This is a genomic window from Mucilaginibacter sp. BGA-UO-ETr-C110 (assembly GCF_059567985.1).
Genome location: NZ_JCAQPB010000002.1, coordinates 2,553,002 through 2,577,500, shown reverse-complemented (window position 1 = coordinate 2,577,500; position 24,499 = coordinate 2,553,002). Strand labels below are relative to the sequence as shown.

At 42.4% G+C, this 24,499-nt stretch carries 14 protein-coding genes; 8 read left to right on the top strand and 6 right to left on the bottom strand.

The window, feature by feature from the left end:
* Positions 1–11: 11 nt before the first annotated feature.
* Genes AC57BQ_RS11465 through AC57BQ_RS11445 form a run of 5 tightly spaced genes read right to left on the bottom strand, consistent with a single transcriptional unit; the run spans position 12 to position 3,653 of the window.
* Positions 12–899 carry an ABC transporter ATP-binding protein gene (locus AC57BQ_RS11465; RefSeq protein ID WP_090465172.1) on the bottom strand — a complete coding sequence of 296 codons (888 nt, stop codon included), beginning with the start codon at positions 897–899 and terminating at the stop codon, positions 12–14.
* A complete protein-coding gene (locus AC57BQ_RS11460) occupies positions 896–1,639 on the bottom strand; it encodes a hypothetical protein (protein ID WP_496406413.1) in 744 nt (247 codons plus the stop codon). Before AC57BQ_RS11460 ends, AC57BQ_RS11465 begins: the two co-directional genes overlap by 4 nt.
* Complete coding sequence (locus AC57BQ_RS11455; RefSeq protein WP_496406412.1) at positions 1,626–2,030, bottom strand: GntR family transcriptional regulator; 405 nt, start codon at positions 2,028–2,030, stop codon at positions 1,626–1,628. The genes AC57BQ_RS11460 and AC57BQ_RS11455 overlap by 14 nt, the downstream gene beginning before the upstream one ends.
* Positions 2,031–2,041: 11 nt before the next feature.
* Positions 2,042–2,812 carry a hypothetical protein gene (locus AC57BQ_RS11450; protein WP_496406411.1) on the bottom strand — a complete coding sequence of 257 codons (771 nt, stop codon included), beginning with the start codon at positions 2,810–2,812 and terminating at the stop codon, positions 2,042–2,044.
* Positions 2,805–3,653 carry an ABC transporter ATP-binding protein gene (locus AC57BQ_RS11445; protein ID WP_496406410.1) on the bottom strand — a complete coding sequence of 283 codons (849 nt, stop codon included), beginning with the start codon at positions 3,651–3,653 and terminating at the stop codon, positions 2,805–2,807. The genes AC57BQ_RS11450 and AC57BQ_RS11445 overlap by 8 nt, the downstream gene beginning before the upstream one ends.
* A gap of 316 nt (positions 3,654–3,969) precedes the next feature.
* On the opposite strand from AC57BQ_RS11445, the gene AC57BQ_RS11440 reads away from it, so the two are divergent.
* From AC57BQ_RS11440 to AC57BQ_RS11425, 4 genes are all read left to right on the top strand, one after another.
* Positions 3,970–4,542, top strand: coding sequence for an RNA polymerase sigma-70 factor (locus AC57BQ_RS11440; protein WP_496406409.1), 573 nt, complete (start codon positions 3,970–3,972; stop codon positions 4,540–4,542).
* 69 nt (positions 4,543–4,611) lie between these two features.
* Positions 4,612–5,745: a FecR family protein gene (locus tag AC57BQ_RS11435; protein ID WP_496406408.1), complete on the top strand. Its 1,134-nt coding sequence runs from the start codon at positions 4,612–4,614 to the stop codon at positions 5,743–5,745.
* Between the two features lie 276 nt (positions 5,746–6,021).
* Entirely contained in the window at positions 6,022–9,471 is a 3,450-nt protein-coding gene (locus tag AC57BQ_RS11430; protein ID WP_496406407.1) for a TonB-dependent receptor, read from the top strand.
* Positions 9,472–9,523: 52 nt separating this feature from the next.
* Complete coding sequence (locus AC57BQ_RS11425; RefSeq protein WP_496406406.1) at positions 9,524–11,275, top strand: RagB/SusD family nutrient uptake outer membrane protein; 1,752 nt, start codon at positions 9,524–9,526, stop codon at positions 11,273–11,275.
* Positions 11,276–11,495: 220 nt separating this feature from the next.
* Here the strand turns inward: AC57BQ_RS11425 and AC57BQ_RS11420 are convergent, their stop codons facing one another.
* Positions 11,496–14,108: a galactose oxidase gene (locus AC57BQ_RS11420; RefSeq protein WP_496406405.1), complete on the bottom strand. Its 2,613-nt coding sequence runs from the start codon at positions 14,106–14,108 to the stop codon at positions 11,496–11,498.
* A gap of 388 nt (positions 14,109–14,496) precedes the next feature.
* Between AC57BQ_RS11420 and AC57BQ_RS11415 the strand changes: the two genes are divergently transcribed.
* From AC57BQ_RS11415 to AC57BQ_RS11400, 4 genes are all read left to right on the top strand, one after another.
* On the top strand, positions 14,497–17,733 hold the full coding sequence (locus tag AC57BQ_RS11415; protein WP_496406404.1) for a SusC/RagA family TonB-linked outer membrane protein: 3,237 nt from the start codon (positions 14,497–14,499) through the stop codon (positions 17,731–17,733).
* A 4-nt stretch (positions 17,734–17,737) separates the two neighbouring features.
* Entirely contained in the window at positions 17,738–19,465 is a 1,728-nt protein-coding gene (locus AC57BQ_RS11410) for a SusD/RagB family nutrient-binding outer membrane lipoprotein (RefSeq protein ID WP_496406403.1), read from the top strand.
* 14 nt (positions 19,466–19,479) lie between these two features.
* Positions 19,480–20,610, top strand: coding sequence for a glycoside hydrolase family 99-like domain-containing protein (locus AC57BQ_RS11405; protein WP_496406402.1), 1,131 nt, complete (start codon positions 19,480–19,482; stop codon positions 20,608–20,610).
* Positions 20,611–20,697: 87 nt separating this feature from the next.
* The gene (locus AC57BQ_RS11400; RefSeq protein WP_496406401.1) at positions 20,698–24,324 is read left to right on the top strand and encodes a glycoside hydrolase family 2 protein; all 3,627 of its coding nucleotides are present in this window, start codon (positions 20,698–20,700) and stop codon (positions 24,322–24,324) included.
* The last annotated feature ends 175 nt before the right edge of the window (positions 24,325–24,499 follow it).

Sequence of the window (24,499 nt, the reverse complement as noted above, 5' to 3'; positions counted from 1 at the left end):
TTTTTTAGTGTTTACATGGTATTTACATCAACCCGTTTGGCGATGTTGCTGAAGTACACATCTTCGAGATTGGGGGTGGCGGGAACAAAGCCATCCTGTAGTCCGGTTTCCTGTAATATCCTGATATGGAGCTTGCCCGTTTTAAGTTGGGTAGATATCACATTATAAACATCACGGTAATATTTGATCTCCGAGCGATCGATCGCTTTGGAATAGATCTTTCCGTTCAATTCATTTACCGCAGTTTCAGGGTCGCCGGCGTAAAGTACTTCACCCTGGCAAATAATGGCAAAGTTGGCGCAAAGTGTGCTTACATCCTCCACAATATGGGTTGATAGGATAACGATGGTATTTTCGCCCAGTTGGCTCAATAAGTTGTAAAAGCGATTACGTTCGGCCGGGTCAAGCCCTGCTGTGGGTTCATCGACGATAATAAGTTTGGGATCGCCAATAAGTGCCTGCGCTATGCCAAAGCGCTGCTTCATCCCGCCGGAATATGTGCCGAGGTGTTTTTTACGATCTTTGAACAGGTTAACTTTTTCAAGCAAGCCCTGTACCAGGTCTTTTCGTTCGGCATGATTGCCCACACCCTTTAGCTGAGCTATATGATCTAGCATACGCTCGGCCGATATTTTTGGATAAACGCCAAACTCCTGTGGTAAATACCCCAGCAACTGCCGCACCTGCGTTTTGTTTTTCAATACATTGAGGTCGTCAAGAAACACACTTCCTGAATCAGCCTCCTGTAAAGTTGCTATGGTACGCATCAGTGATGATTTACCTGCTCCGTTAGGCCCAAGCAAACCAAACATGCCATTTGATAATGTGAGCGATACGTTTTTTAACGCGTGCACACCATTGGCATAGGTTTTTGAAAGAGAATCGATAATTAATTTCATGGCTGTTTAAGTTTTAAAATATTTTGCGATGCGCCATTTACAATAAGTTTGGCACTATCGGCTATATGGTAATTGAATTGCGTATCGCCAGCCTCCCTGATCCATAAACGACTCTTGTTCCTGATATCAAGCTGAGCCTTGCCGATATGATTACCCTTACCGAGGGTAAGATTTGATGCACTGCCATTAGTTATACCCGTTACGGCATCTAGGGTACCTATGCTATTATTTTGGAGTAGGATGTTACTGGCATGATCCTGCGTTATTTTTAAATGGTTGCTCGTAAACCCGCTTATAATAGTTGAACGCCATTTAAAATCCTCAGCAGCAAGTGTATCTATCACCTGGTTTTCGCCTGCTGTATAACGGGCATCCGCAATAAATGCATGGAGCTCAGGACATGAAACATGCATAATATACGAGGAGCGTACATTGTGATAGTTGGATTTGAAACGGGCTTCCACATTTAGGGTATCCCCATGCTGGTTTATTTTAGCATATTCAATAGCATCCGGATCGGCAAGTACCTTAAAAGGTCCTTTCACAACTATCATGTTTATAGCGGTAGATGATTTAAGGTTGATCACCTTAAAGCCACTTAAATTTAACTTGATAAAGTTGCCATATGGATTTCTGAAATCTCCCTTTTTATATTCGGCCCTGAGCTGAAAATCGTATAAGACAACAGATAGCAGGAGCAGGATTATGGCGGCTGTTAAAAATTTATTACTTGTTTTCATCCTGATTATGTTTAGGTGTTATGGCGGCCTGGTTGTTTTGAAATTGTGTGTATTGCTCGCTAATCTCTCTTATTGAAATATCAAGCAGGTACATGTTCTTAAATAGCTCCGGCAGGTTCTGGCGTACAAAACTCTCTTTACGATACGCTTTAACTTTAACAAAGCCATCGGTGGCAACAAACAAACCAAGTCCGCGTTTATTGTAAACTATTTCCAGGCCCTGCAAAAACTCGTATGAACGCATAACCGTGTTAGGGTTTACTTCCAGTTCAACAGCCATATCGCGCACCGATGGTATTTTCTGATCGGCGGGCCATTTGCCCATCAAGATCTGATCGCACACAAAAGCAGCTATCTGGAGGTATATCGCTTCGTTATCCTTAAATTCCATTTCGTGTTCCTTTAAACCTGTTTTTCCTTAAGCCTGAAATAAGTAGCTATCCAGAATAGCAATATCACTATCGATAAGGATGCAAAAATCCAAAGCGTTTGTTCGTAACCGACGCTAAGAGAGTAAAAGTTATGGCCCTCCGTAAAATTCAGGAAGCCGAACGGTGTAGCCGGGAATATATTACGCCCCATAATGGATCGCAAAAAGAACGTATTACAGATGATAAGAAAGGCATAGCTTACAAAAAAGCAAAAGGCAATTTTAATAAAATGCAGTTTTTCAAAAACGATTGCGCCATACATGCTAATAGCGTGCAGCAGCGAAAAAAGAATAATTAATATCGAAAATCTGTCCTGAAAAATGCTGAATACCTCGCTGTTATGCCCGGGCCAGTGTTTTATGCTGATGAGGCCAAGCAGAACAATATAAAATACAGCTGTATATACGATCATGAACAAGGGGTAGGAGTAAAACCAGCCTACCAGGTATTTTTCAAATGTAGACGCAGGCAGACTTAAAGCGGGTATGGCTTTTCTTTTATCGCCCATATCGGCAAAAATAGTACTGGTGAAAACACTGCCGGCAATGAGCATCAGTATAGCAAACAACGCGGTTTGAAAGCCGGCATCCATAGGTCCGGGAATCATGTAAAATATAAATGAGCCGCCTAATACCATTACACCGGCCAAAACACCAATTGACATTAAATAAGTTCGATAATGCTCGGCGCTGTGTTTAATGAGTAGTCGCAAAAAACGATTAAAGCTGAAAAAATTATTCATGATATGCAGACGGCTTTAGGGTATTTAATAATTTAGTATTACCGCTTGTAGCAGCATTAAAAAGCAGCTCAAGATCCATTTTGCTGAACTTACCGGCGGTGTTTTCTAATATGGCATATTTGCCTTTAAATGAGTCTTCTTCATACAATACAGGCAAACCATCAGTATCGTTAAACACACCAAAAACTAATTTTTCGGTAAGCTCATCAACTGATTGTTCAATCACTATCCGGTGATCGTCCAGTATCAATACGGTATCAATAAGGCTGTCCAGATCGCGTACCTGGTGGGTTGATATTACAATACATCTGTCATCATTCAATACAGATGCTATCAGTTTTCTGAATTGCACTTTCGACGGGATATCGAGGCCGTTGGTGGGTTCATCCATGATAAGTGCACCTGTATTGGTGGCCAGTCCGAAAGCTATAACTGTTTTCTTTTGTTGCCCGTATGACATTTTGCTCATCGGTAAAGCATCGTCAATATCCAAAGTTTTCAGATAACCATAAAAATCAATGGTGCTGAATTTGGGATAAAAGCCGGCTGTACGCTTAAGGAATTGCGCAGGTGTTAGCACAGGTACATGAACCTCTTCAGCAATAAAATAAAGCTCCTGTAAAACAGACACAGATCTTTTTGCACTTTCCACACCATTGATCATGCATTTGCCCGACGCGGGAAATGCCAATCCTGCAATGTTTTTTAGTAAGGTTGATTTACCTGCCCCGTTTTTTCCGAGCAGTCCATAAATATGACCGGCACTAAGGTTAAGGCTAAGGTCCTTAAACAAAGGGCGTTTGCGGTCATAACTGAAATTCAAATTGTTTATTTGAATCATTGTTTTAGTGTATTAGTTAAGTAGTACAGTCAAATGTAAGAAAAGAATTTATAAATCAAATCTTATGATGAAATTATTTTACAATTTACGTTTGCGGATATTTCCGTTAATGGATTCCGATGGATTTCTTAACCGGAAGTAACTGAGGTCTATCTGTATCTATAGCTGGGTAAGTGACAGATAGTAAGACTATTGGTTGATAAGCAATTGATACAAATTGCTTAAATTTCATTGATAAGAATTTACAATTTGATAATGTATAGAAAAAAAATACTTATTATTGTTTATTTAACACCAATTGTGTTTAGGTAGTCCAATGAGTTCTTACGAGTTTTTTTCTGATACAGAATTGATCCACTTGCTAAAGAAGGGGGATGTGACTGCCTTTTCTGAGATACATAAGCGATATTACGGTATATTATACAGACACGCTTACAACCGATTGCCAGACCGCGAAGAGGTTAAAGATATTTTACAGGAGCTTTTTTCGTCTGTTTGGAACAGTAAGAATGATTTGAGCTTAAATACCAATTTACCGGCATACCTTTATACCGCCGTAAGAAACAGAGTATTAAATGTTCATAAGCATCATAAAATTAAATCGGATTACATCACTTCGCTTCAAAAATTTATTGACCATGAGCATGTACCAGAACCCGACGAGAGTATCCGGTTAAAACAATTGATTGAACTCATAGAAGCGGAGGTAGCTAAATTACCTTCTCAAATGCGACTCATTTTTGAAATGAGCAGAAACGCACATTTATCCCATCAGGAAATAGCGGATGAGCTACATATTAGTGCACTCACTGTAAAAAAACAGGTTAATAATTCTCTCAAAATTTTGAGGGTTAAGTTAGGTGCCAATTTTTTCACAATTTTTTTTTAGTTTCATCTACTCCCTCAACGCATATCAGTTGTCTATAACATAATCAGGGCTGCTACCCTTTATTTGATTATGCATAAAAAAGACGCTGAAGACTTATTACGCCGATATAATACCGGAAACGTTTCTGAAGAAGAAAAGGCCTGGGTAGAAACCTGGTACCTGAACATGGAACCCCATACAACAGCCGATGACTTGCCCGATGATGTTTTGGAACATGATCAGCGGGAAAGCCTGGATGCTTTGGTGCATCAGATAGGCCATCCTCGTTCTGTACGGTTATGGGTACGGCTTACAGCTGCGGCTGCTCTTATTGTAGTAGTTTTAGCCGGTATATATGCATTAAAAAACTATCAAAAACCTCAACAATCTATAGCTGTTAACCGCCCTGCGGTTCATGATTTTGCCCCGGGTGGCAATAAAGCGATCCTGACCTTATCAAACGGGAGTAGGGTTGAGCTTACGGATGCCAAAAAAGGTAAACTGGCTGATGAAAGCGGCACCTCTATAGATAAAACGGCCGATGGACAGATCAGTTACGTAGCGCCCTCAGCTACAGATCATCAGAAGAACCAGAACCTGTTTAATACAGCTACCACACCTCGGGGAGGGCAGTACCAGTTGGTGCTGTCTGATGGAACAAAGGTCTGGCTTAATGCGGCGTCGTCTGTTAAATACCCGGTTGAATTTGCCGATAAGGAACGCAAGGTTGAACTAACTGGTGAGGCTTATTTTGAGGTGGTTCATGATCAGAACCGGCCATTTAAAGTAGTTTCCAATGGGCAGGTTGTTGAAGTGTTGGGTACACATTTCAATATCAACTCTTATGATAATGAACAGGTTGTAAAAACAACCTTGCTCCAGGGTAGTGTGCGTATAGTGACCGGTATTAATAGTAAAATGATTAAACCAGGAGAGCAGGCCCAACTAAAAAGCGGTAAAATAACCATTGAGAATGTTGATACAGATGAAGCTGTGGCCTGGAAAAATGGTTTTTTTAATTTTAAAGATGCCGATATCGATAATGTGATGCGGCAGCTTACCAGATGGTACGATATGGAGGTAAAATACGAAGGCGAAATTCCACAAAGACAGTTTACCGGAGAAATTTCAAGAAACGTTACCGCCAGGCAGATCCTGGACATTTTGAGCTTTAAGAAAATACACTATCGGATTGATGGGAAAACCATAGTGATAACACCATAATACCAACACACTAAATAATCACCTAATTAATTAAAAATGGAAAGAAAAATACTACCTCAGTCTTAACAGACTCACCTCAAATCAAGGGTGTTCAAAAAAACGTACCCCGACTGCAATCGGGGTACGAAAGACATTTGAGCTAACCCATCCCCGTTAGGGATAAAAAACTTTGCGAAGCTTAATCAGTATTAACCCAAACTCATCAAAAGTATGAATTTAAATGCTTTTTCTATAGCCGCTTACAGACAGCGGCTGCTAAAAAAAACTCTCCTGGTTATGAAATTGACCACCGTAATTATGTTCTTAGGACTTTTGCAATGCAGCGCCAGTGCATTTAGTCAAAAGATAAGTCTTAATGAGATCAATACCCCCTTAAAAAAGGTATTGAAAAGCATTAATCAACAAACGGGTTATGTTTTCTTTTACGACTCTAAAGACGTTCGTAATAAAAATGTATCCATTACTGTGAAAGATGCTTCATTAGAGGATGTGTTAAACACCTGCCTGAAAAACTTGCAGTTAACTTATAAACTGGTTAACAATACCATTCTTTTGCAGGAAAAAGACGCGGTACAGGCAACTGCTCAGGCAGCAGCTGTTGCCCCAGTCCCGGTAAGCGGTCAGGTTTTTGACGAAAAGAACAATCCTTTACCTGGCGTAACTATAAAGATAAAAGGGGGAAACGGCGCAGTTATTACAGACGTTGACGGTAAATTTAAACTCGATGTGCCTGATAACAAAGCGATCCTTGTGTTTTCTTATATCGGGTTTACCACTGTAGAGCTGCCGGTAAGTTCCGGACAGATGGTAGTACATGTGCAGACCGACCTTGGCAAACTTAGCGAAGTGGTCGTGGTTGGTTATGGTACTCAAAAGAAAGTGAACCTAACCGGCTCTATCGCTACGGTTAATAGTGATAAATTAGAGAATCGCCCAATAGTAAATCTGGGCGACGGATTACAGGGCCTTATCCCCAACCTAAACGTAAGTTTGGGTGGCGGTCAACCCGGTACAGCGGCTACCTTTAATGTACGCGGCGGTACTACACTTGATTTATCATCACAGCCCGTAAGTACAACCCCTTTAGTGTTGGTTGATGGTGTGGCCCGTGATCCTAACCTGATTGATCCGAATGATGTGGCCAGCGTAACCGTATTAAAAGATGCCGCGTCCGCGGCCATTTATGGTGGTAGGGCGGCTAATGGTGTTATTTTAATTACCACCAAAACAGGCAAAGCAGGGCCAACCCGGGTTAGTTACTCAGGCTCATACACTATTTCAAGACCTACACGATTGGTGCAGCAGGTAAACTCCATGGATTATATCAAGATGTTTAACGAGGCCAACAGGACAGGGTTAAAAAGTGGAGGATATTCAACCACCCCTTTTTCTGAACAAGACTCTACTATGGCTGCGGCTTATTTTAATGATCCGGCTAATAACCCCACCGGTTATCCGGATCCGGCAAATCCTAAAAGATATCGCTATGTAGGCAATACCGACTGGACAAAGGTATTATATCCGGGTTGGGCCCCGCAGCAGCAGCATAACGTTTCTGTTTCTGGTGGCGAAGGCAAAACTACTTTCTTAACGAGTTTAGGTTATTTCCGTCAGGATGGTTTGGAAAAATCAGCCAACCAGGTTTACGAGCGTTATACACCCACCTTAAAGGTGAACTCAGATGTGGCCAAGTGGTTAACGCTGGGTTTAAACATGAGCATGACGCATACCGATAACAACCAGCCAGCTGCAACACGCATCAATCAGGGAGGTGCATGGTTATATTCTAATATACCGCCGGTAATGCCGGTTTACAATCCCGATGGCAATTTTGCCGGTCAGGGTAATTATACCAACCCACTGGCCGTTAACGCGCTTTCAGGAAGAGATATTGATTCGCAAAATGATTTCTGGACAACGGGTCGTGTGGTGATCAGACCGATAGATCATGTATCTGTAAATGTTGATTACACCTGGAACGCGCTGAATGATAACCGCAAGGCTAACCTGATACCATTTAATGAGTACGGTGTGAATGGCGCATTCCTGGATATATACCCATGGACAAACCCATCGCAGGTAATTGAAAATAAAACAAACAACAACTACAATGCTTTAAATGCCTTTGCCACATATGAGAATACTTTTGGCAAACATTACTTTAAAGCACTGGTAGGTTATAACCAGGAATATCAGCACTATATGCTGGGCAGTACACTGGTTAAAAACCTGATAGACCCTAATTTGCCGGCATCAGGCATTAATAATGACGCCCAACCACAGGTGGGCAGTGTTGAAACCGAATACGCCCTGGTAGGTACCTTTTCAAGGTTGAACTATATTTATGACAATAAATACCTGGTAGAGATCAACGCCCGCTATGACGGTACTTCGCGCTTTCAGCCCAACAGCCGTTATTCTTTCTCACCATCAGCATCAGTAGGCTGGAACGTAGCAGAAGAATCATTTATGGAAGGCATCAAGGGTACGCTTAACCAGTTAAAAATAAGAGCCTCTTATGGTCAGCTGCCTAACCAGTTGGTGCCTGGAACAGGTTCAACTGGTCAAATGTTAAACATGCTGGCCAGTTCTGTAGCTTCATCGGCCTATCAATACCCTTACATTGCGGTGCAGCAAACAGGCTTGGTAAATTACCTATTAAATGGTCAGCAGGGTATCATGGTAGCTTCGCCAGGCCTGGTAAGCTCATCATTTACCTGGGAAAAAGTTCAAACCAAAAATATAGGCTTGGATTATGCCTTGTTCAACAGCAAACTAAACGGCTCGTTTGATTATTTTATTACCAATATTAAGGATATTCTGGTACCGGGTCAGCAACTGCCGTCAACATTAGGTGCACCTGTACCGCCAAGCAACTCGGCTAATGTGGCTTCTCATGGCTGGGAGTTCAGCTTAAACTGGAATGACCGCATCAATGAATTAAAATACAGCATTACCCTGGGGTTGTCAAATACATCCAATACCCGTGTAACTAAGTATAGCGGTAACCCAACCAACAGCATCAATGACTTTATACAAGGTCAAGACCTGGGTAATATTTATGGATATGTTAACGAGGGTTTTTATAAAACCGACGCCGAAGCCGCTGCGGTTGATAACTCAGCTCTGGCTGGTTATAAATGGCTTGCCGGTGATATCAAATATAAAGACCTGAACGGCGACGGTAAGATCAATTATGGTGATAACACTCTTGGTAACATGGGCGATAAAAAGCTGATCGGTAATACAACACCTCATTACAAATTCGGTTTCAACTTAAACCTGTCATACAAAAACTTTGATTTTGCCACCTTTATACAAGGAGTATTAAAACAAGATTTTTACCCTAATGAATATGTGTTTTACGCGTTCAGGGACGATGAGTACAGCATTCCATCGCAAATGACTACTAACTACTGGACACCAACCAACACCAACGCTTATTATCCGCGTATCCGGTTTGCAGGTGGTGGTAATGAACAGGCTCAGGATAAGTATATATTGAATGCAGGTTATGCGAGGGTTAAACAGCTAACATTAGGATATAGTCTGCCTTCATCGGTAGTAAAAAACATCAAACTGCAAAAATTAAGAGTGTATGTAACGGGTGCCAATTTATTCACCATTACATCTCTTAACAAAAGCTATGATCCAGAGACGGCTGCAAATTTTGGCACCTATCCGCTTAACAAATCATTGTCATTTGGAGTGCAAGCCACGTTTTAATCAAAAGCATATCAATTAAATGGGTATTTAACCGATGTTAAAAATTACAACAATGAAAAATAAATATATCCTATATATAGCCTGTGCAACATTAACTATCGTTGCATCATGCAAAAGGGAAAGCTTCCTGAACAGGACACCTTTAAGCGATATCGTCCCGGCTAATTTCTTTAAAAATGAAACCGACCTGCAACTGTATTGCAATCAGTATTATTCGGCATTAACTTTGCAAAACTTTTTGAAGGCTGATGACAATTCTGATGATAAGGCTAATGCCACTATCAATCAGTTTTTAGCGGGTAGTTATACTGTTCCCAGTGCGGCTACTCATAATTATTCGAATGGTACTACTTTAGATTTTAATTCAAATACGCCAGGTACAGTAATCAATAGCAGTACTGTAAATGTCAATCAATCAGGTACCGACTGGGATTTTGCGCTTATCAGGGCTTGTAACTTTTTCCTGGCCAATTATCAAAAAGCTAATATTCCCGATGCTACCAAAAATATCTATGTGGGTGAAACCTTGTTTTTCAGGGCCAATGATTTCTGGAAAAAAGTGAAAGCTTTTGGTGATGTGTCCTATGTGAACCACTATATTGTGGATTCTTCAAAATCGGTACTGTATGGCCCAAGAATGCCGCATAAGCAGGTGATGGACTCTGTACTGAAGGATATTAACTTCGCGGTGAACAACCTGCCGGTAAGCCCTGCCGATGGTCGGTTGGGTAAATATGCGGCCCTGGCCCTCAAAGCTCGCGTTTGCTTATGGGAAGGCACCTACAGGAAATATTTTGGTGTGGGAGATGAAACTACTTACCTGCAGGCGGCCAGCGACGCTGCAGAGCAGATCATGAACTCTGGCTTGTACAAACTATATACTACAGGTAATCCACAGTCTGATTACTATAACCTGTTTATTCAGGATGAACTAAAAGGTAATTCCGAAGCTATATTACCGATGCGATATTTGTCGAGCGTTTTAATGAATGGCATTGACAGATCATTGGGTGAAGCTGGGGATGGTTATAGTAAGGATTTTGTGAACTCTATTTTATGTTCCGATGGTTTGCCTACTTCTTTAAGCCCGTTGTATAAAGGTGATGACACCCCCGATGATGAAGCTACCAATCGGGATCCTCGTTACAAACAGCAGATAGCTACACGTGGCTTTGATTTTTTAGCTGGTGACCTAATTACCCTGCCACGCATCGGTACAACGGTTACTTCAACGGGCTATCAGCCCATTAAAGGCCGCTCAAACAGTCTGGCAGCCTGGAACGCTAACGCATCTACCTATGACTTCTTTATTTTTCGTTATGCCGAAGTGCTGTTGATAGAGGCTGAGGCTAAAGCTGAATTGGGGCAGGCTACACAAACCGTTATTGATAACACTATCAATAAATTGCGGGATAGGGTAGGTATGCCGCACATGATTATAGCCAGCCTGGTTAAAGACCCTAAATCAAATTTTCCGGGGCTGCCTGTGTTGATAGACGAGATCCGCAGGGAACGTCGTATTGAATTAGGTTCGGAAGGCTTTCGTTTTGATGATATCAAAAGGTGGCACGCTGGTACGCTGATCAACAACCCTAATACCATTTTGGGCATGAAATTAACTGCGGCTTTGCGGGCACAATATCCGGCTCAGCAGGTAAGTAATATTGTGGTAGATGCCAATAATTACATCAGGCTTTATCCAAGTATAACCAATCGTACCTGGAACGATAAAATGTATTTACTGCCAATTCCAACACAGGAAATCTCATTGAATCCTAATATAAAACAAAACCCGGGATGGTAGCTGGTTAATTGATGGGTTTCTACCCGCGAGAATAATTACAGTCCTGTTTGATAAGCTAGAAGAGGTATCAAACAGGACTGTGTTATTGATGAGGATCTGAAAGGAAAATAAATCTTTTTCTGAACATTGGCTAGCATCAGTACAGACCAAAAAACGATTGACAAGTTTCGGGACCTGCGTAACTTGTTGTTCATCCAGGCGAAATTGCTCTGGATTTTTGCTACGTCACAACTGAATGAAAATCCTTCTTAAACTCTTCTCCATATAGCGCTAAGTATTCCTTATTAAAAGTTTGGAAGGTAGATTTAGCCAATGAATGTTTACCCAGAAATGATAAGGCCTTGCACTTCATGGTCATCGCTTCTTCATTCACCAGGTCAAAGTTAAATATGCAGTTAGCCAGTTTGATTAGCACTTCTGGGTCCTCTTCCAGGTTGATCTGGCTGGCATATTGCAGCAGGATATCGATGATTTCGTTAGATATGTCAGATTTGATCTGGTCAAGCCATGGATAGTCAGCGCTGGGCAAAAAGCTGCCGCGTCGTGTAATTTCTGTCAGGGCTGCTATTTTTTCCTGATCTATCGGTTTATGATTAACCATTAACTGCAAGTAGTTATGATAATCTACATAAACTTCTTTAAAATCAATTTCTATTTTCCAATTGCCGGTTTCTTTTGACAGATGTACATGCTCCATTTGGTTCAGCAGGCTACGGAGCTTGGATAAATTAGCTGAGCGATTATTTTTAGCACTTGTTTCTGACTTATCAAACCAAAGAAGCTCGATCAGTTTCTCAGGGCTTATACCCCGTCCGGATCTTAAGCTATAAATCAAAATAATCAAAAAAAGCTCTTTGATCAGAGAAGTGAACTGCCCCGTAATGTCATCACCTTTAAGCGTATAAAGTTTTAGGTCGCCAAACAGTAAAATGGTTCTTTGCCGGGGTGGGGTAGTATTTGCTGTTGCTATAACTTCTTGTCCCTGTTCCGTGGGTAATAGAGGTTCTTTTGAATAAATGTTTCCGGTTGTTTTCGAAACATCTGTTTGTATTACAGATCTGCGTCGTTTGTAATAAACAAAGCCTGCTGCTGCGATAAGGGCCAATAATAATGCTATTATATAATATTTGACACCTGATTTATTTGCTGGCAGAGCCATGGCTGGCGGTTGAGCATCCGGAGGGCTTGATAGCGTAAAAACATTTACGGTTGATATATTATCGGCCGATCGGGACAATGTCACGGCAACAAATTGTTGAGTTACATTGCTATAATATAAATTGGCAAAAGCATGCGTATCAAAAAAACTGAACGGTATCTTACTGCCGATAGTATGGTAGGAAGGATGGTTTAATGAACCGATCATCAGTTGCAGATAAGCGTTATATTTATGATTTGAAAATGCCAATGCAGTAAAGGTTTGCGCTTTTTCGTCAATGATCATGGAGTTGGCCAGGGCAAAGTCTTCGTCGGGAATTTTCAGGTTATATAACCTTTTAAACGTTTTGTTTTTTACATCATATTTAACCAGGTCATAAATATTCCTGGGATTCAACATTTGCTGACCGCTTAAACTGCCATATCCACCTAAAAAATAAGCATAGCGGCCACTGTCGGTAACACCACAGGCGGCCAGGTAGCGTGGGCAAAAGCTATCTCCCCGGGTATTTACCTCAGTCCATTTCCCAGTGGGGATATTGTAACGGTGTACATTGTTTTTATAGGTAAGCTGTCCATAACCAGCAACCACATATAAGGAGGTATCCGCTGCGCAGAAAAAATTATTGGAGTGCCAGTAATCAATGATGGGAAAATAGGGTTCGTCCCTGCTCCAAGTGTGGTTATTGAAATTATAAGTTGCCACAGTGGCGTTTTTGTGATCGATATAGTAATTATATAACCTATGGTCATACACGTTATATATCGACTCATTACTGGGCTTGAGGTTAAAACGACCATTGCTGTAAGCTGTTGCAGTTTGTTTGCCATTTTTAACCGATATGCTCCACAATGAATCGCTGCCTATTACATATACTTCGGCGGTTAACGGGTTAAACGCCATGCTGGCCATACCCTGTGCTCTCACCGTTTTTATCTGCGCCCAGTTTTGGTGTAGTGCCCTCACCCAAAGCGGATGATTTATAACACCCTGTTGTTTGCTCAATATATCATGTGCTACATAGCCTTTAGCCTCATTTAAGGGCCAGTAAAAGCGAGGTTGGTTGCCAACATCAATTTTAATATCTCTGAGCTTGAATGGGGGAGTATCGTTGGTTTTAAAATTAGGATAGTTATTAATACCGAAGCATAGTTTATAAACGGCATTTTTACTGAGTCGGGTGTTAGGCTCGATGTATTTGTGTCCATTAACATAAAGCAGCAGCTGATTTTGGTCAACGTCAAATTCCAGCATTACTTTATTCCATTTACTAAGCAGTTGTTTTTGTGATATATCAAATCCAATTTTGGTAAAACGGCCGTCTACTACTAATTTAAAGTGATCATGGTCTACGTCCGGGCCATCGATTACCATATCCCTTTTGTTGTAAATGAGATCAATGTTACGGTTGCCATTTTCAATAATACGAAAGATATAGCCGAAATAATCTATCTGATCAGGCAAAAAAGAAATCTCAAATGACATCCGGAAATTTTGCGCCGGGGAAAATCCCTGCCCCGGGAAAAGATCAAGACTGGTACGTTGATCAGCTACTACCTCATGGCTATAAAAGCCTAAACCATAGGATTGTTGCCCCCAACTTTTTAAATCGCAAAGTATAATTATTAAGAAACAAAGAGGGATAAACTTATAGCAATAAGTGGACAGTTTCATTAATAACTATATTAACAATTTTAATTGGTTTATTAAATTTTCAAATAAAATGACCGGGTCCCTGATTTGGATATTACAGGATTTATAACTATTCAAAATTAAAAGTATAAACTCACAATCACAACGCAAGTAACATATTTACCATAATGACATTACAAGTGGTACACTAACCAGATCTCATTAATGGTAAATTATTGCGTCATATTTATGCTTGTTATGGTTCTAAATCTTTGTTAGTACTCGTAACTTATTGGTTTTCTTTAATTTATGTTTATTTAATATTGTTGAGTTTTTTCTGCTGGTTAAGGAATGTTTAAGGTTTCATTAAGGATTGCGGCTTATTTAGCGATACCAATTAGTCCAATTTTAAACCAATTAAATCTTAAGCATGAAGAAACTTTTATGTATTCTGTGTTTAACATGGATGGCGTTAAGCAGTTTTGCGCAAAGCCATGTTATCAAAGGAAAGGTGATTGATGAAACTGGGGCTCCGTTGCCCGGTGTTACAGTCACCCTCAAGCAAACCCAGCGCCGGACGGTATCCGATAAAGACGGCATTTATTCCCTCGACCTGGGAAGCCTTAGCAGTAATGTGCTGGTGTTTTCATTTGTGGGTTACCAGACTCAGGAAGTGAATGTTACTGGTAAAACTGTAATTGACATTAAGTTGTTGCCTGATTCAAAAGATCTCAGCGAGGTGGTGATCAGCGCGCTTAACATTCCACGTGCAAAAAAATCATTGGGCGTGGCACAGCAAAGTGTAAATGTTAACGAGATGACGGAAGCCCGCGCGGGCAACATTACCGATCTGCTTGATGGTAAGGTTTCCGGTTTACAGATATCAACCAGCGGCCAGCCGACAGGCTCAACCAGGGTACAGATTCGCGGTGCTAATTCTATTACCGGTAATAACCAGCCGTTGTGGGTGGTTGACGGCGTGCCCATTGACAATAACGACTCCAACGGCCAGGTAGGTAACCTCGACTATGGTAATAATGCCGCCGACCTAAACCCCGATGACATTGAAGGTATCGAGGTGCTGAAGGGCCCCAATGCTGCGGCCCTGTACGGCTCAAAAGCGGCCAACGGCGCTATTTTGATCACCACAAAAAAAGGTAAAAAAAATGCGGGTATGGGTATTTCGGTAAATAGCAACTACATGGCATCAAGGGTATTGCAGTTTCCGGAATTTCAAAATGTTTATGGAGAAGGCGGGAATGGCAGGCTGTCTGGCACCCTGGTGGGGCCTTTAGGCTCTGGTGTGATACAGGCTGGTACCGGTGGCGGTCGTAACTGGGGTGTACCTATGCTGGGGCAACCATATTTAACCTTTGATGGTAAACAAACTACTTACTCGCCTAATCCCGAAACGGTTACCGGGTTGTATAAGGTAGGAGGGGCATCGTCACAAAACGTGGCTTTCAGCAATGCAACTGATAATTCGGCTATCCGTTTTTCCTATACCCGGTATGATGCCAATGATGTGGTGCAAAAACAAAATCAGGTGGCTAAAAACAATTTTCAATTAAATACCAGCAAGGATTTTACATCCTTTATTAAGATTGAAACGCGTTTACAATATATACAGGAAAGGGTGACCAACCGCACTTACCGCAATGAAGATCCCGCAAACCCGCTTAACTATTTGATCAATGCGGTAACCAGTATACCGTTGAGCAGCTTGATCCCATGGAAAGATGCCAATGGAAATGCCTTTAACGGGGGCGGTAACGGCAGTATCGAAAATCCTTATTGGGATATTAACGAAAATGGAAACCAGGATGTTCACAATACCATCATTGGCGGGGTAACTGCTACTGTTAAGATTTTTAAAGATCTGCAGTTTCGCGCACAGGAATCGGGTAATTTATTGTGGGGCAACCGGTACACTTTTATCCAGAAAGGCTCCCTGTCCAACATCAACGGGTCCTACAATGAATTTCAGCAAAATAATAAGGTATGGAATACTGAAGGCCTGCTGATGTATAATAAACGCATCTCTGATTTCTCTATTGTGGCCAATGTGGGCGGTAACCTGCGTAAAACAGATTATTACAATACCAGTGCGGGCACATCATCGCTGGCGGTTCATGATGTTCGCAGCCTGGCTAATACTACCAGTATCATTACGGCCAATGAGTCCTTTTTAAAATCGCAGGTAAATTCGGTATACGGTACCGCCAATTTTGGGTATAAGGATTTCCTTTATCTTGACCTGACGGGCAGAAATGATTGGTCGTCGACCCTGCCTCCCGAAAATGCATCCTTCTTTTATCCATCTGCAAGTGCCAGCTTTGTATTTACAGAGCTTTGGAAAACCATATCGCCCAACTTTCTGAATTTTGGTAAGATCAGGGCTTCCATAGCCCGTGTGGGTAACGACACAAGTCCTTATAACCTGTACAACGCTTTTATAAACTCAGGCAACTTTAACGGAATTAACTATATGACGTTCGAGTCGCAGTTAAAAAACAAAAACCTGAAGCCAGAGCTCACCACCTCAACCGAACTGGGCCTGGAGCTACATTTTATGAATAACCGACTCAGCATTGATGCCGATGTTTACAAATCAAAAACCGTAAACCAGTTGCTTACCGGTAATACGCCGCCAGAGTTTGGCTTTACAACTCAAATATTAAATGCCGGTGAAATTCAGAACAAAGGTTTGGAAGTTACGGTCATCGGCACCCCCATTCGTACCAAAAACTTTAGTTGGGATGCTACCTACAACTTCTCGCTCAATCGCAATCTGGTTAAATCGTTAACTCCGGGTATACCATCCGTATTTTTGGGTGGCGCTGTTACCGCCGGTGTTTACGCCGAAGTGGGTAAGCCCATAGGTGTTATCCGGGCGCAGGATCAGGCTTACTCGTCTGATGGTCATGCTATTATTAACCCAACTAGCGGGATACCTTATTTTACTACCGTAAACCCTATTGTGGGTTATGCAAGTCCGCGTGCGTTGATGTCATTTGGGTCGAACTTTCGGTATAAGAATTTTTCGTTCAACTTCCTGGTATCAAGCCGTATCGGTGGTTCGCTATTTTCCGGAACGGGATATCGCTACTTTATATCGGGTGTGGCCTCGCAAACACTGGGTGGCAGGGATGCCTGGTTGTTTAGCGATGGTGTGCTGGGTGAAAACGCTAATGAGCAGACCGGCATAACGAGCATATATAACCTGCCATACCCGGGATCTGACCGCGTAAAAGGTTCTATTTATCCGGGTTACTATCCCGTATTGGGCAGCAATGGACAGCCTATTGTGGATGCTAACGGTAATTATGTGGCCAATCTATCGGCGCCAAATACCAAATACATTTCGCCGCAAACATACTGGCAGCAGACTAACCACATATCGCATCTATACACCTATGATGCCTCTTATGTGAAATTGTCCCAGGTAATTATAGGTTACTCATTACCATCAAGATTCCTGAGAGGCACACCATTCAGGTTGGCTTCGCTATCATTGGTGGGGCGCAACCTGTGGACGATCTTCCAGAAAACGCCGCGGGGTATCGATCCCGAGTCTGCGGCCTATTCGGGCAATGCCCAGGGGCTTGAAGTGGGCGGATCGCTTCCTTATGCAACCTATGGTGTCGACTTAAAATTCTCGCTATAAAATCATGAAAAAGATCATTATATATTTAGCGGTACTGCTTATTGCCTTTACCGTATCCTGTACCAAGGATTTTACCAAGATCAATACCAATCCGGCCAGCTTTACATCGGCAGCGCCCGAAGCTGTATTGACCGGTGCCTTTGTAAATACTATCAATAAGTTGGAGTCCAATAACGTGGTTTACCTGTGGGAATACTCGCATTTAATCGATCCCGTTGGTCGCTATATAGGCGGTGACGATGGTGGTGGTGCTACATGGACCTTGTTTTACGCCAACGTATTGGGATCTACTCGTCAACTTAGAAAACTATACCAGGGAAATCCGGCCTATACCAACCGTATGGCCATTACCGATATATGGGAATGTTATGTATATACTTACCTGGTAGGTTGCTACGGTCCGGTGCCCTATGACAATGCCGGCAAAACAGATAACACCGATGTGGAGTATAACGATGAGAACAGCATTTATACCTCGTTGCTTGCCCGTCTTAAGGCCGATGCCGCAGCCATCAGTACCTCAGGGGATAAGTTTAGCCCCGATGTGATATACAATGGTGATATGGCCAAATGGATAAAATTTGCCAACACCCTGCGGCTGCGGATAGCCTTAACCGTACAAAATAATCTGCCTGATTTGGCTGGCACCAATATCCGAGAGCTGATGGGTAATGAAAGTACCTTGATCGGTTCAGATGCAGATGATCCTAAACTCACTTATGGTACAGCCACGGGTAGCCAATCGCCTTATAATGTGATGTTGGTGCAGGGTACATCGTATCAGGGGACGGCCACGCCGGTCATGAGTGATTATGTGTTCACTTATTTTCGTTCTTATCATGATCCGCGTCTGGATACCTACTTTAACAAGGCAGCTACGCCCTTTAATATCCAGGATACGCTGACAAGTAAAAATGATAACCTGCATTATATCGTTATTTATCCCATACCGCACCTGGGACAACCCAAATCACCTGCGCTTTTAAGTCAATGGGGTCTTCAAAATCCACCTTTCGCTGGAGCTACGGTGCCGGTTAATTTTAGTACGCTGCCAGCAGCGTTAACAGCTGCCACCCGTCCGTTTTATATGATGACCTACGCCGAAGTTTGTTTTATGAAGGCCGAAGCAGCCCAGCGTGGTTACGGAGGTTCGCAAACAGCCGAGCAATATTATTATGCAGGTATCAACGCCAATTTTGCCTTTTGGGGATTAACACCGACCCAGGCTCTTGCCTACCAGGCACAAGATGGCATTAAATGGGGCACCGCAGGTAAAGGCTTTAATTATGACCTGGGCTTTATCAATACCAGCATCCCGGCTGATAACCTGACCAAAATATGGATCCAGGAGTGGATAAACTTTTTTGATGACGAAGCTTTTGAGGCCTGGGTGCTACAACGCCGCACACGCAATCTGGTGCTGCCGCCACATACAAACCCGGGTAGCGTTAATGTGATCACTACCTACTCCAATCTTAACGACCGCTGGCCATATCCTATAAAAAATGAAGTGCAGAACAACCCAATAGGTTATGCTAATGGCGTAAAACTACTGGGCGGTATCGGCGATTATGTATTTACCCCTTTAAAGATAGAACCACAGTATACACCAACTGACTGGACAAAGGCTCATGCTTTTGTTGACATAAGCTTTGTGCAAAAGTGGTATGGTAACAACATTGAAGACCTTACCGCGGCGGGTATAAAATACACCGTACTATCTACTTACTAATTAATAACAGCCACATGAAAAAGAAACACATATATCGCTACAGCCTGTTGGTATTATTAATGTCGGCAGGGCTTTTATCCTGTAAAAAAAGTGAGCCCAGCGTAAAAGATAATTTCCTGAATTATCAGATCCCTGATGTTCCTGTAACCTCCAACTATACGGTAGGGGTATTTTATTACACTTTTATTACGCTTAATGCCAACGTTACACAGATACCAACGATTGGCAAATATGGCTATACCAATGGCTTGCCACCCGATGGGGTAATGCAACAGCACATTGCAGATGCGGGTATAGCTAAAATTGATTATTTTATATTTTCCATACGCTCACCCACGTTGGACAATAAAAATTACCTGGTCGATTCAACTACGGTGAATTCGTTTTTGAATGCGCCAAACAGCGCCGGCGTAAAATTTGCGCTTTCCTATAACCTCAATACAGGTTTGCTGGGTATTACCAATTCGGGCGGTACTACAGGTAGTGGTGTAACTATTGAAACCGACCCGGTAAAACTGGCAGCATTTTATAACGATTTTAAAAGGCTGGCTTTTTTCCTGGGTAAAGCCAATTATCAGAAGGTTAACGGTAAATATCTACTGATCATTAACAACGCCCAGGATCTGAATTCAAAAGATAATGTGGCCTTGTACAAACAGCTGCGTGCTAATTTATTGGCCCTGGGTTTTGATCTGTATATCGTGGGGATGCAAAACCGGTGGTCGCCGCCAGAGCGTTATTATTATCGCTTTCAAAACTGTACCGATGCCATGTATGAAGCCAATATGGGTGATGTAGCCGGAGATAACGACCGTTACTGGAACTTTCCGCAATATACTGACCAGAATTGGGCCTATTGGAAAAAGACTATAGAAGCCTGGAACATGGAGTTTGTCCCCTGTGTAATGGCTGGTTATAATTACCAGATCAATAACCCAACAACCAATCAGCTCAGCGTTAAACGTACTGCTGATGGCAGCTGGTATAAAACGTTTACCAATGTGGCCAAACGGAATGCCTCCAAAAGCAGGCTCATCTTTGTCGACTCTTTCAATAATTTCTCGGTCGATTCACAAATTGAGCCAACACAGGCTTATGGCAATACTTACCTGGACATTACCCGGCAAGCCTTTAAATTGAATTAAATAAAACAGGAGCAGATGGGCTATTGTCCTGTCTGCTCTTTGTTCACAGCATCCGGAGTGATGCAATAACATTGATATTTCTACCTAATGAACGTACTTACAAAAGTTTTAAGCATACTGATACTGTCAGGTTTTACCGGCAGCAGTTTATACGCACAGGATAATACCCTAATTGAAAATTTTGAAAACCCCAGCCAACACTATCAAAAAACAGGTCGTGGCGAGTGCAACATCACCGGCGGGGTATTAACTACTAAAGATGCATACCTGAGTTTTGGCGATGCGGGTTGGAAGGACTACGAGATCAGTTTCAAGGCAAGGGTGCCAGATACAGCTAAACAGGTGCAGATATGCGCCGGTTTCAGGGCTGGTAACCATGATGACCGTTATATTTTAATGCTTAAAGGAGGCATCCAACAGGATATTTACCTGGCCCGGCTGGGCTATATGGGCAGTGATGACTTCCTGGCCCTGCGCCGTTTAGATTTTCACCCCGAACCGGGTAAATGGTATAATTTCAGGGTGCAGGCAAGCGGCAAACGGATCAGGGTGTTCTTAAATAATGAAAGTTTGCCGCGTATTGATATTACCGACTCCCTAAGCTATTTATCGCCGCAGGGCCAGGTAACTTTAGGCGGTAGCTGGATCACTAACCAGTTTGATGACCTGGTTATTAAACCACTAAGTGAAGGTCAATTGAAAAACATTCGCGTACAGGGATATACCGTAGCCACAAAAGATAAAGAAGCTTTGCGCAGGCAGCAACGGAGCACTTATAAACCGGTTTCTGTTGCGCAGATCGCAACTGGCCGTACGGTTATTTCACTTAATGGCCAATGGTTGTTTTCGCCGGGATATGAAATTACCGAGCAGGTTAACGCCATAATGCCCGAAGAGAGCGACAAGAACTGGCATGTTTTAACCGTCCCCAACTTCTGGAATCCCACCCGTGTTTGGTTGCACGGCGAAAAATATAATAACGATAGCAAGGGCGTAGCCGATAATTACTACCAGAAAGAAACCGCACGTTGCGAGGCTTATACCTTCGATTATAAAAAGACCAATGTAGGTTGGTATCGCCAGTGGATCGATCTGCCAAACGGTATTGGTGCCAAAAACCTGCAGCTTTCATTTGATGCGGTATCCAAAGTGGCCGAGGTATATATAAATGGGCATAAGGCTGGGAGCCACATCGGTATGTTTGGCAATTTTGAGGTAGATGGTACAGGTCTGTTTAAACCTGGAAAAAACCTGGTTGCGGTAAAAGTAGTAAAGGATTATATAAAAGATATCAAAGATGCTGATAAGGTGATGGATGTTGCAGTTACTGTACCCGTTACCCAGAAAATGATGAAGGATCTGGCGCATGGCTTTTTTGGCGACGATCCGGCGGGTATCTGGCAGCCGGTATCACTTATTATTACAGATGCCGTTCGGATACAGGATGTGTTTATTAAACCCAGCCTTACCGGTGCTGACATAGATATTACGGTAAAAAATTATAGCGATAAGACGGTACCGTTTTCAATCGCCGCAGATATCAACGGAGTACAACCCAAAGATGAATTATACAACAAAACAATACTCAATCAGCAACAGCTTAAATCCGGCGAAGAACGGACTTTTACAGCGGCCATAACAGGTCTACAGCCAAGGATCTGGTCGCCGGAACATCCCGATCTTTATGATTTCAATTTTAAACTGACAACGGCAGATAGGCATGAAACTGATGCAAAGGTTATCCGCTCAGGCTTCCGGACATTTAAGGCCGAAGGGGATTATCTGTACTTGAATGGCAAACGATACTGGCTGCGGGGCGCCAACCAAACACCGCTGGGACTGGCACCTAACGACACCCTGCTGGCAGACACCTTTACTAAATTGATGAATAAGGGTAATATGATGGTTACCCGTACACATACCGTACCGGGTACCGAAACCTGGATGGATGCATTTGATAAAAACGGCATCGGCGTAAGTTATGAAGGCACCTGGTCGTGGTTGTTTCTGAGCAGCAGTATGCCTTCGCAAAATCTCATCGATCTTTGGAAACAGGAATTTTATGATCTGTTAAAAAAGTATCGGAATCATCCCTCATTATGGATCTGGACTGTAAATAATGAGATGAAGTTTTATGATAACGACCCGGATACGGAACGTGCCAAGGTAAAAATGAAGATCATCTCTGATGTGGTTAAGCATATGCGGCAGATCGACCCTACACGTCCTATTGTGTTCGATTCCAACTATCGCCGTAATACCAAGCGTTTTGGTGACGATTTTTATAAAGATATTGATGATGGTGATATCGACGATCAGCATGCCTACCTCAATTGGTACGACTACTCTATATTCGATTACTTTAAAGGCGAGTGGCAGCAAAAGTATAAGAATAACGGCCGCCCGCTCATCAGCCAGGAAATGTCAACCGGCTATACCGATGAAACAGGCCATGCCACCCGTTTCTATAATTATGTTCACCAAAACCCCGAGTCGCTGGCCGGCAAGTTTACCTATGAATATAGTGATCCTGCCTATTTCATGAAACCCCAGGCCTTTATCACCAAAGAACTGGCCGAAGCCTTGCGCCGCAGTGATGACCGGTCGGCCGGAATATTACATTTTGCATTGATTACCTGGTTTACCAATGTTTATCAGCATGATCATATTAAACCCTTCCCGGTATATTACGATATGCAAAAAGCCCTGCAGCCTGTGCTGGTATCTGCCGAACTTTGGGGGCGCCACTTTTATACCGGTACTAAACTGCCTGCGCGTTTCTGTGTCATTAATGACCAGGAAAATGGCACTGCATTACCGACATCAACGCTGCAATGGAAGCTCACGGATGATAAAGATGTTGTATTGGCGAGCGGAAATATTACTGTACCACAAGTTGATCACTACACCCGCCACTGGATAGAACCGCAGATCAGTATTCCTGAGAACTTGCCACAGCAAAAACAAAATGCCCGGTTACAGTTACAATTGATGGTCAATGGTAAAACTGTATCGGTAAACAGTTATGAAGTATTACTGGCCGCTAAGCCAAGCCTGCAAGCAGATAAGCTGGCAGGTAAAAAAATAGCTGTGTTTGATGCCGGTAATCAAATAACCGGAGCATTGAATTACTTAGGTATTCGCCACACCACATCAACTACACTTACAGATGCACTAAAACAAAAGGCAGATGTTTACGTGCTTTCGGGACTTGATTCATTAAACACTACTGCTGATAATCTCAAACAGATCAGGAATTTGGTTCATGATGGGGGCAGGGTTTTGCTCTCTGGCTCTGGCGATGTGGCGCACACTTTATATCCTGAGTATATCAGAAGTATACTTAAAGAAAAGGGTGAGATTGCCAATATCGATATCCCGGAATCCCCGGTATTTAATGGTATTGAGCCTTTGGAAATCCGATACCTCAACAATAACCTGCGTGAAAGCCCATCAGTAACATCAGGCGCTTTTCGCATCAACCGTAATACACATGTGGAAGCACTGGCATCATTCATCAAAATACACGGTTATCTCTCAGGTAATGTTAACCAACGGATGAATACGCTTGATAAGATCAAAGGTTTCCCAATTGTTAAGATCAACGACGACCATGGAGCTCTGATATTGTCCGGGATCAGGCTTGATAAAGCCGTCACCGACCCTGTCGCTGGTAAGTTATTAGTTAACATGCTGCTTGATTTAACCCATTAAAATGGATAGTGGTTGTTTGGAGGATTGCTTATGTGAGTTTTGAAATAAGTTATATCAATATTTTAATATTTATCAAAATATATGATCCATTAAGCTTTTTTTAAGTATTGATTAATGTTTTTAAAGAAATTAGTGTTTATAACCAATTATTATCGCACCTGTTTTAATACAAGTA

Coding starts and splice junctions, on each gene's coding strand:
- AC57BQ_RS11465 (WP_090465172.1), bottom strand. CDS start 899: ATGAAATTAATTATCGATTCTCTTTCAAAAACCTATGCCAATGGTGTG.
- AC57BQ_RS11460 (WP_496406413.1), bottom strand. CDS start 1,639: ATGAAAACAAGTAATAAATTTTTAACAGCCGCCATAATCCTGCTCCTG.
- AC57BQ_RS11455 (WP_496406412.1), bottom strand. CDS start 2,030: ATGGAATTTAAGGATAACGAAGCGATATACCTCCAGATAGCTGCTTTT.
- AC57BQ_RS11450 (WP_496406411.1), bottom strand. CDS start 2,812: ATGAATAATTTTTTCAGCTTTAATCGTTTTTTGCGACTACTCATTAAA.
- AC57BQ_RS11445 (WP_496406410.1), bottom strand. CDS start 3,653: ATGATTCAAATAAACAATTTGAATTTCAGTTATGACCGCAAACGCCCT.
- AC57BQ_RS11440 (WP_496406409.1), top strand. CDS start 3,970: ATGAGTTCTTACGAGTTTTTTTCTGATACAGAATTGATCCACTTGCTA.
- AC57BQ_RS11435 (WP_496406408.1), top strand. CDS start 4,612: ATGCATAAAAAAGACGCTGAAGACTTATTACGCCGATATAATACCGGA.
- AC57BQ_RS11430 (WP_496406407.1), top strand. CDS start 6,022: ATGAAATTGACCACCGTAATTATGTTCTTAGGACTTTTGCAATGCAGC.
- AC57BQ_RS11425 (WP_496406406.1), top strand. CDS start 9,524: ATGAAAAATAAATATATCCTATATATAGCCTGTGCAACATTAACTATC.
- AC57BQ_RS11420 (WP_496406405.1), bottom strand. CDS start 14,108: ATGAAACTGTCCACTTATTGCTATAAGTTTATCCCTCTTTGTTTCTTA.
- AC57BQ_RS11415 (WP_496406404.1), top strand. CDS start 14,497: ATGAAGAAACTTTTATGTATTCTGTGTTTAACATGGATGGCGTTAAGC.
- AC57BQ_RS11410 (WP_496406403.1), top strand. CDS start 17,738: ATGAAAAAGATCATTATATATTTAGCGGTACTGCTTATTGCCTTTACC.
- AC57BQ_RS11405 (WP_496406402.1), top strand. CDS start 19,480: ATGAAAAAGAAACACATATATCGCTACAGCCTGTTGGTATTATTAATG.
- AC57BQ_RS11400 (WP_496406401.1), top strand. CDS start 20,698: ATGAACGTACTTACAAAAGTTTTAAGCATACTGATACTGTCAGGTTTT.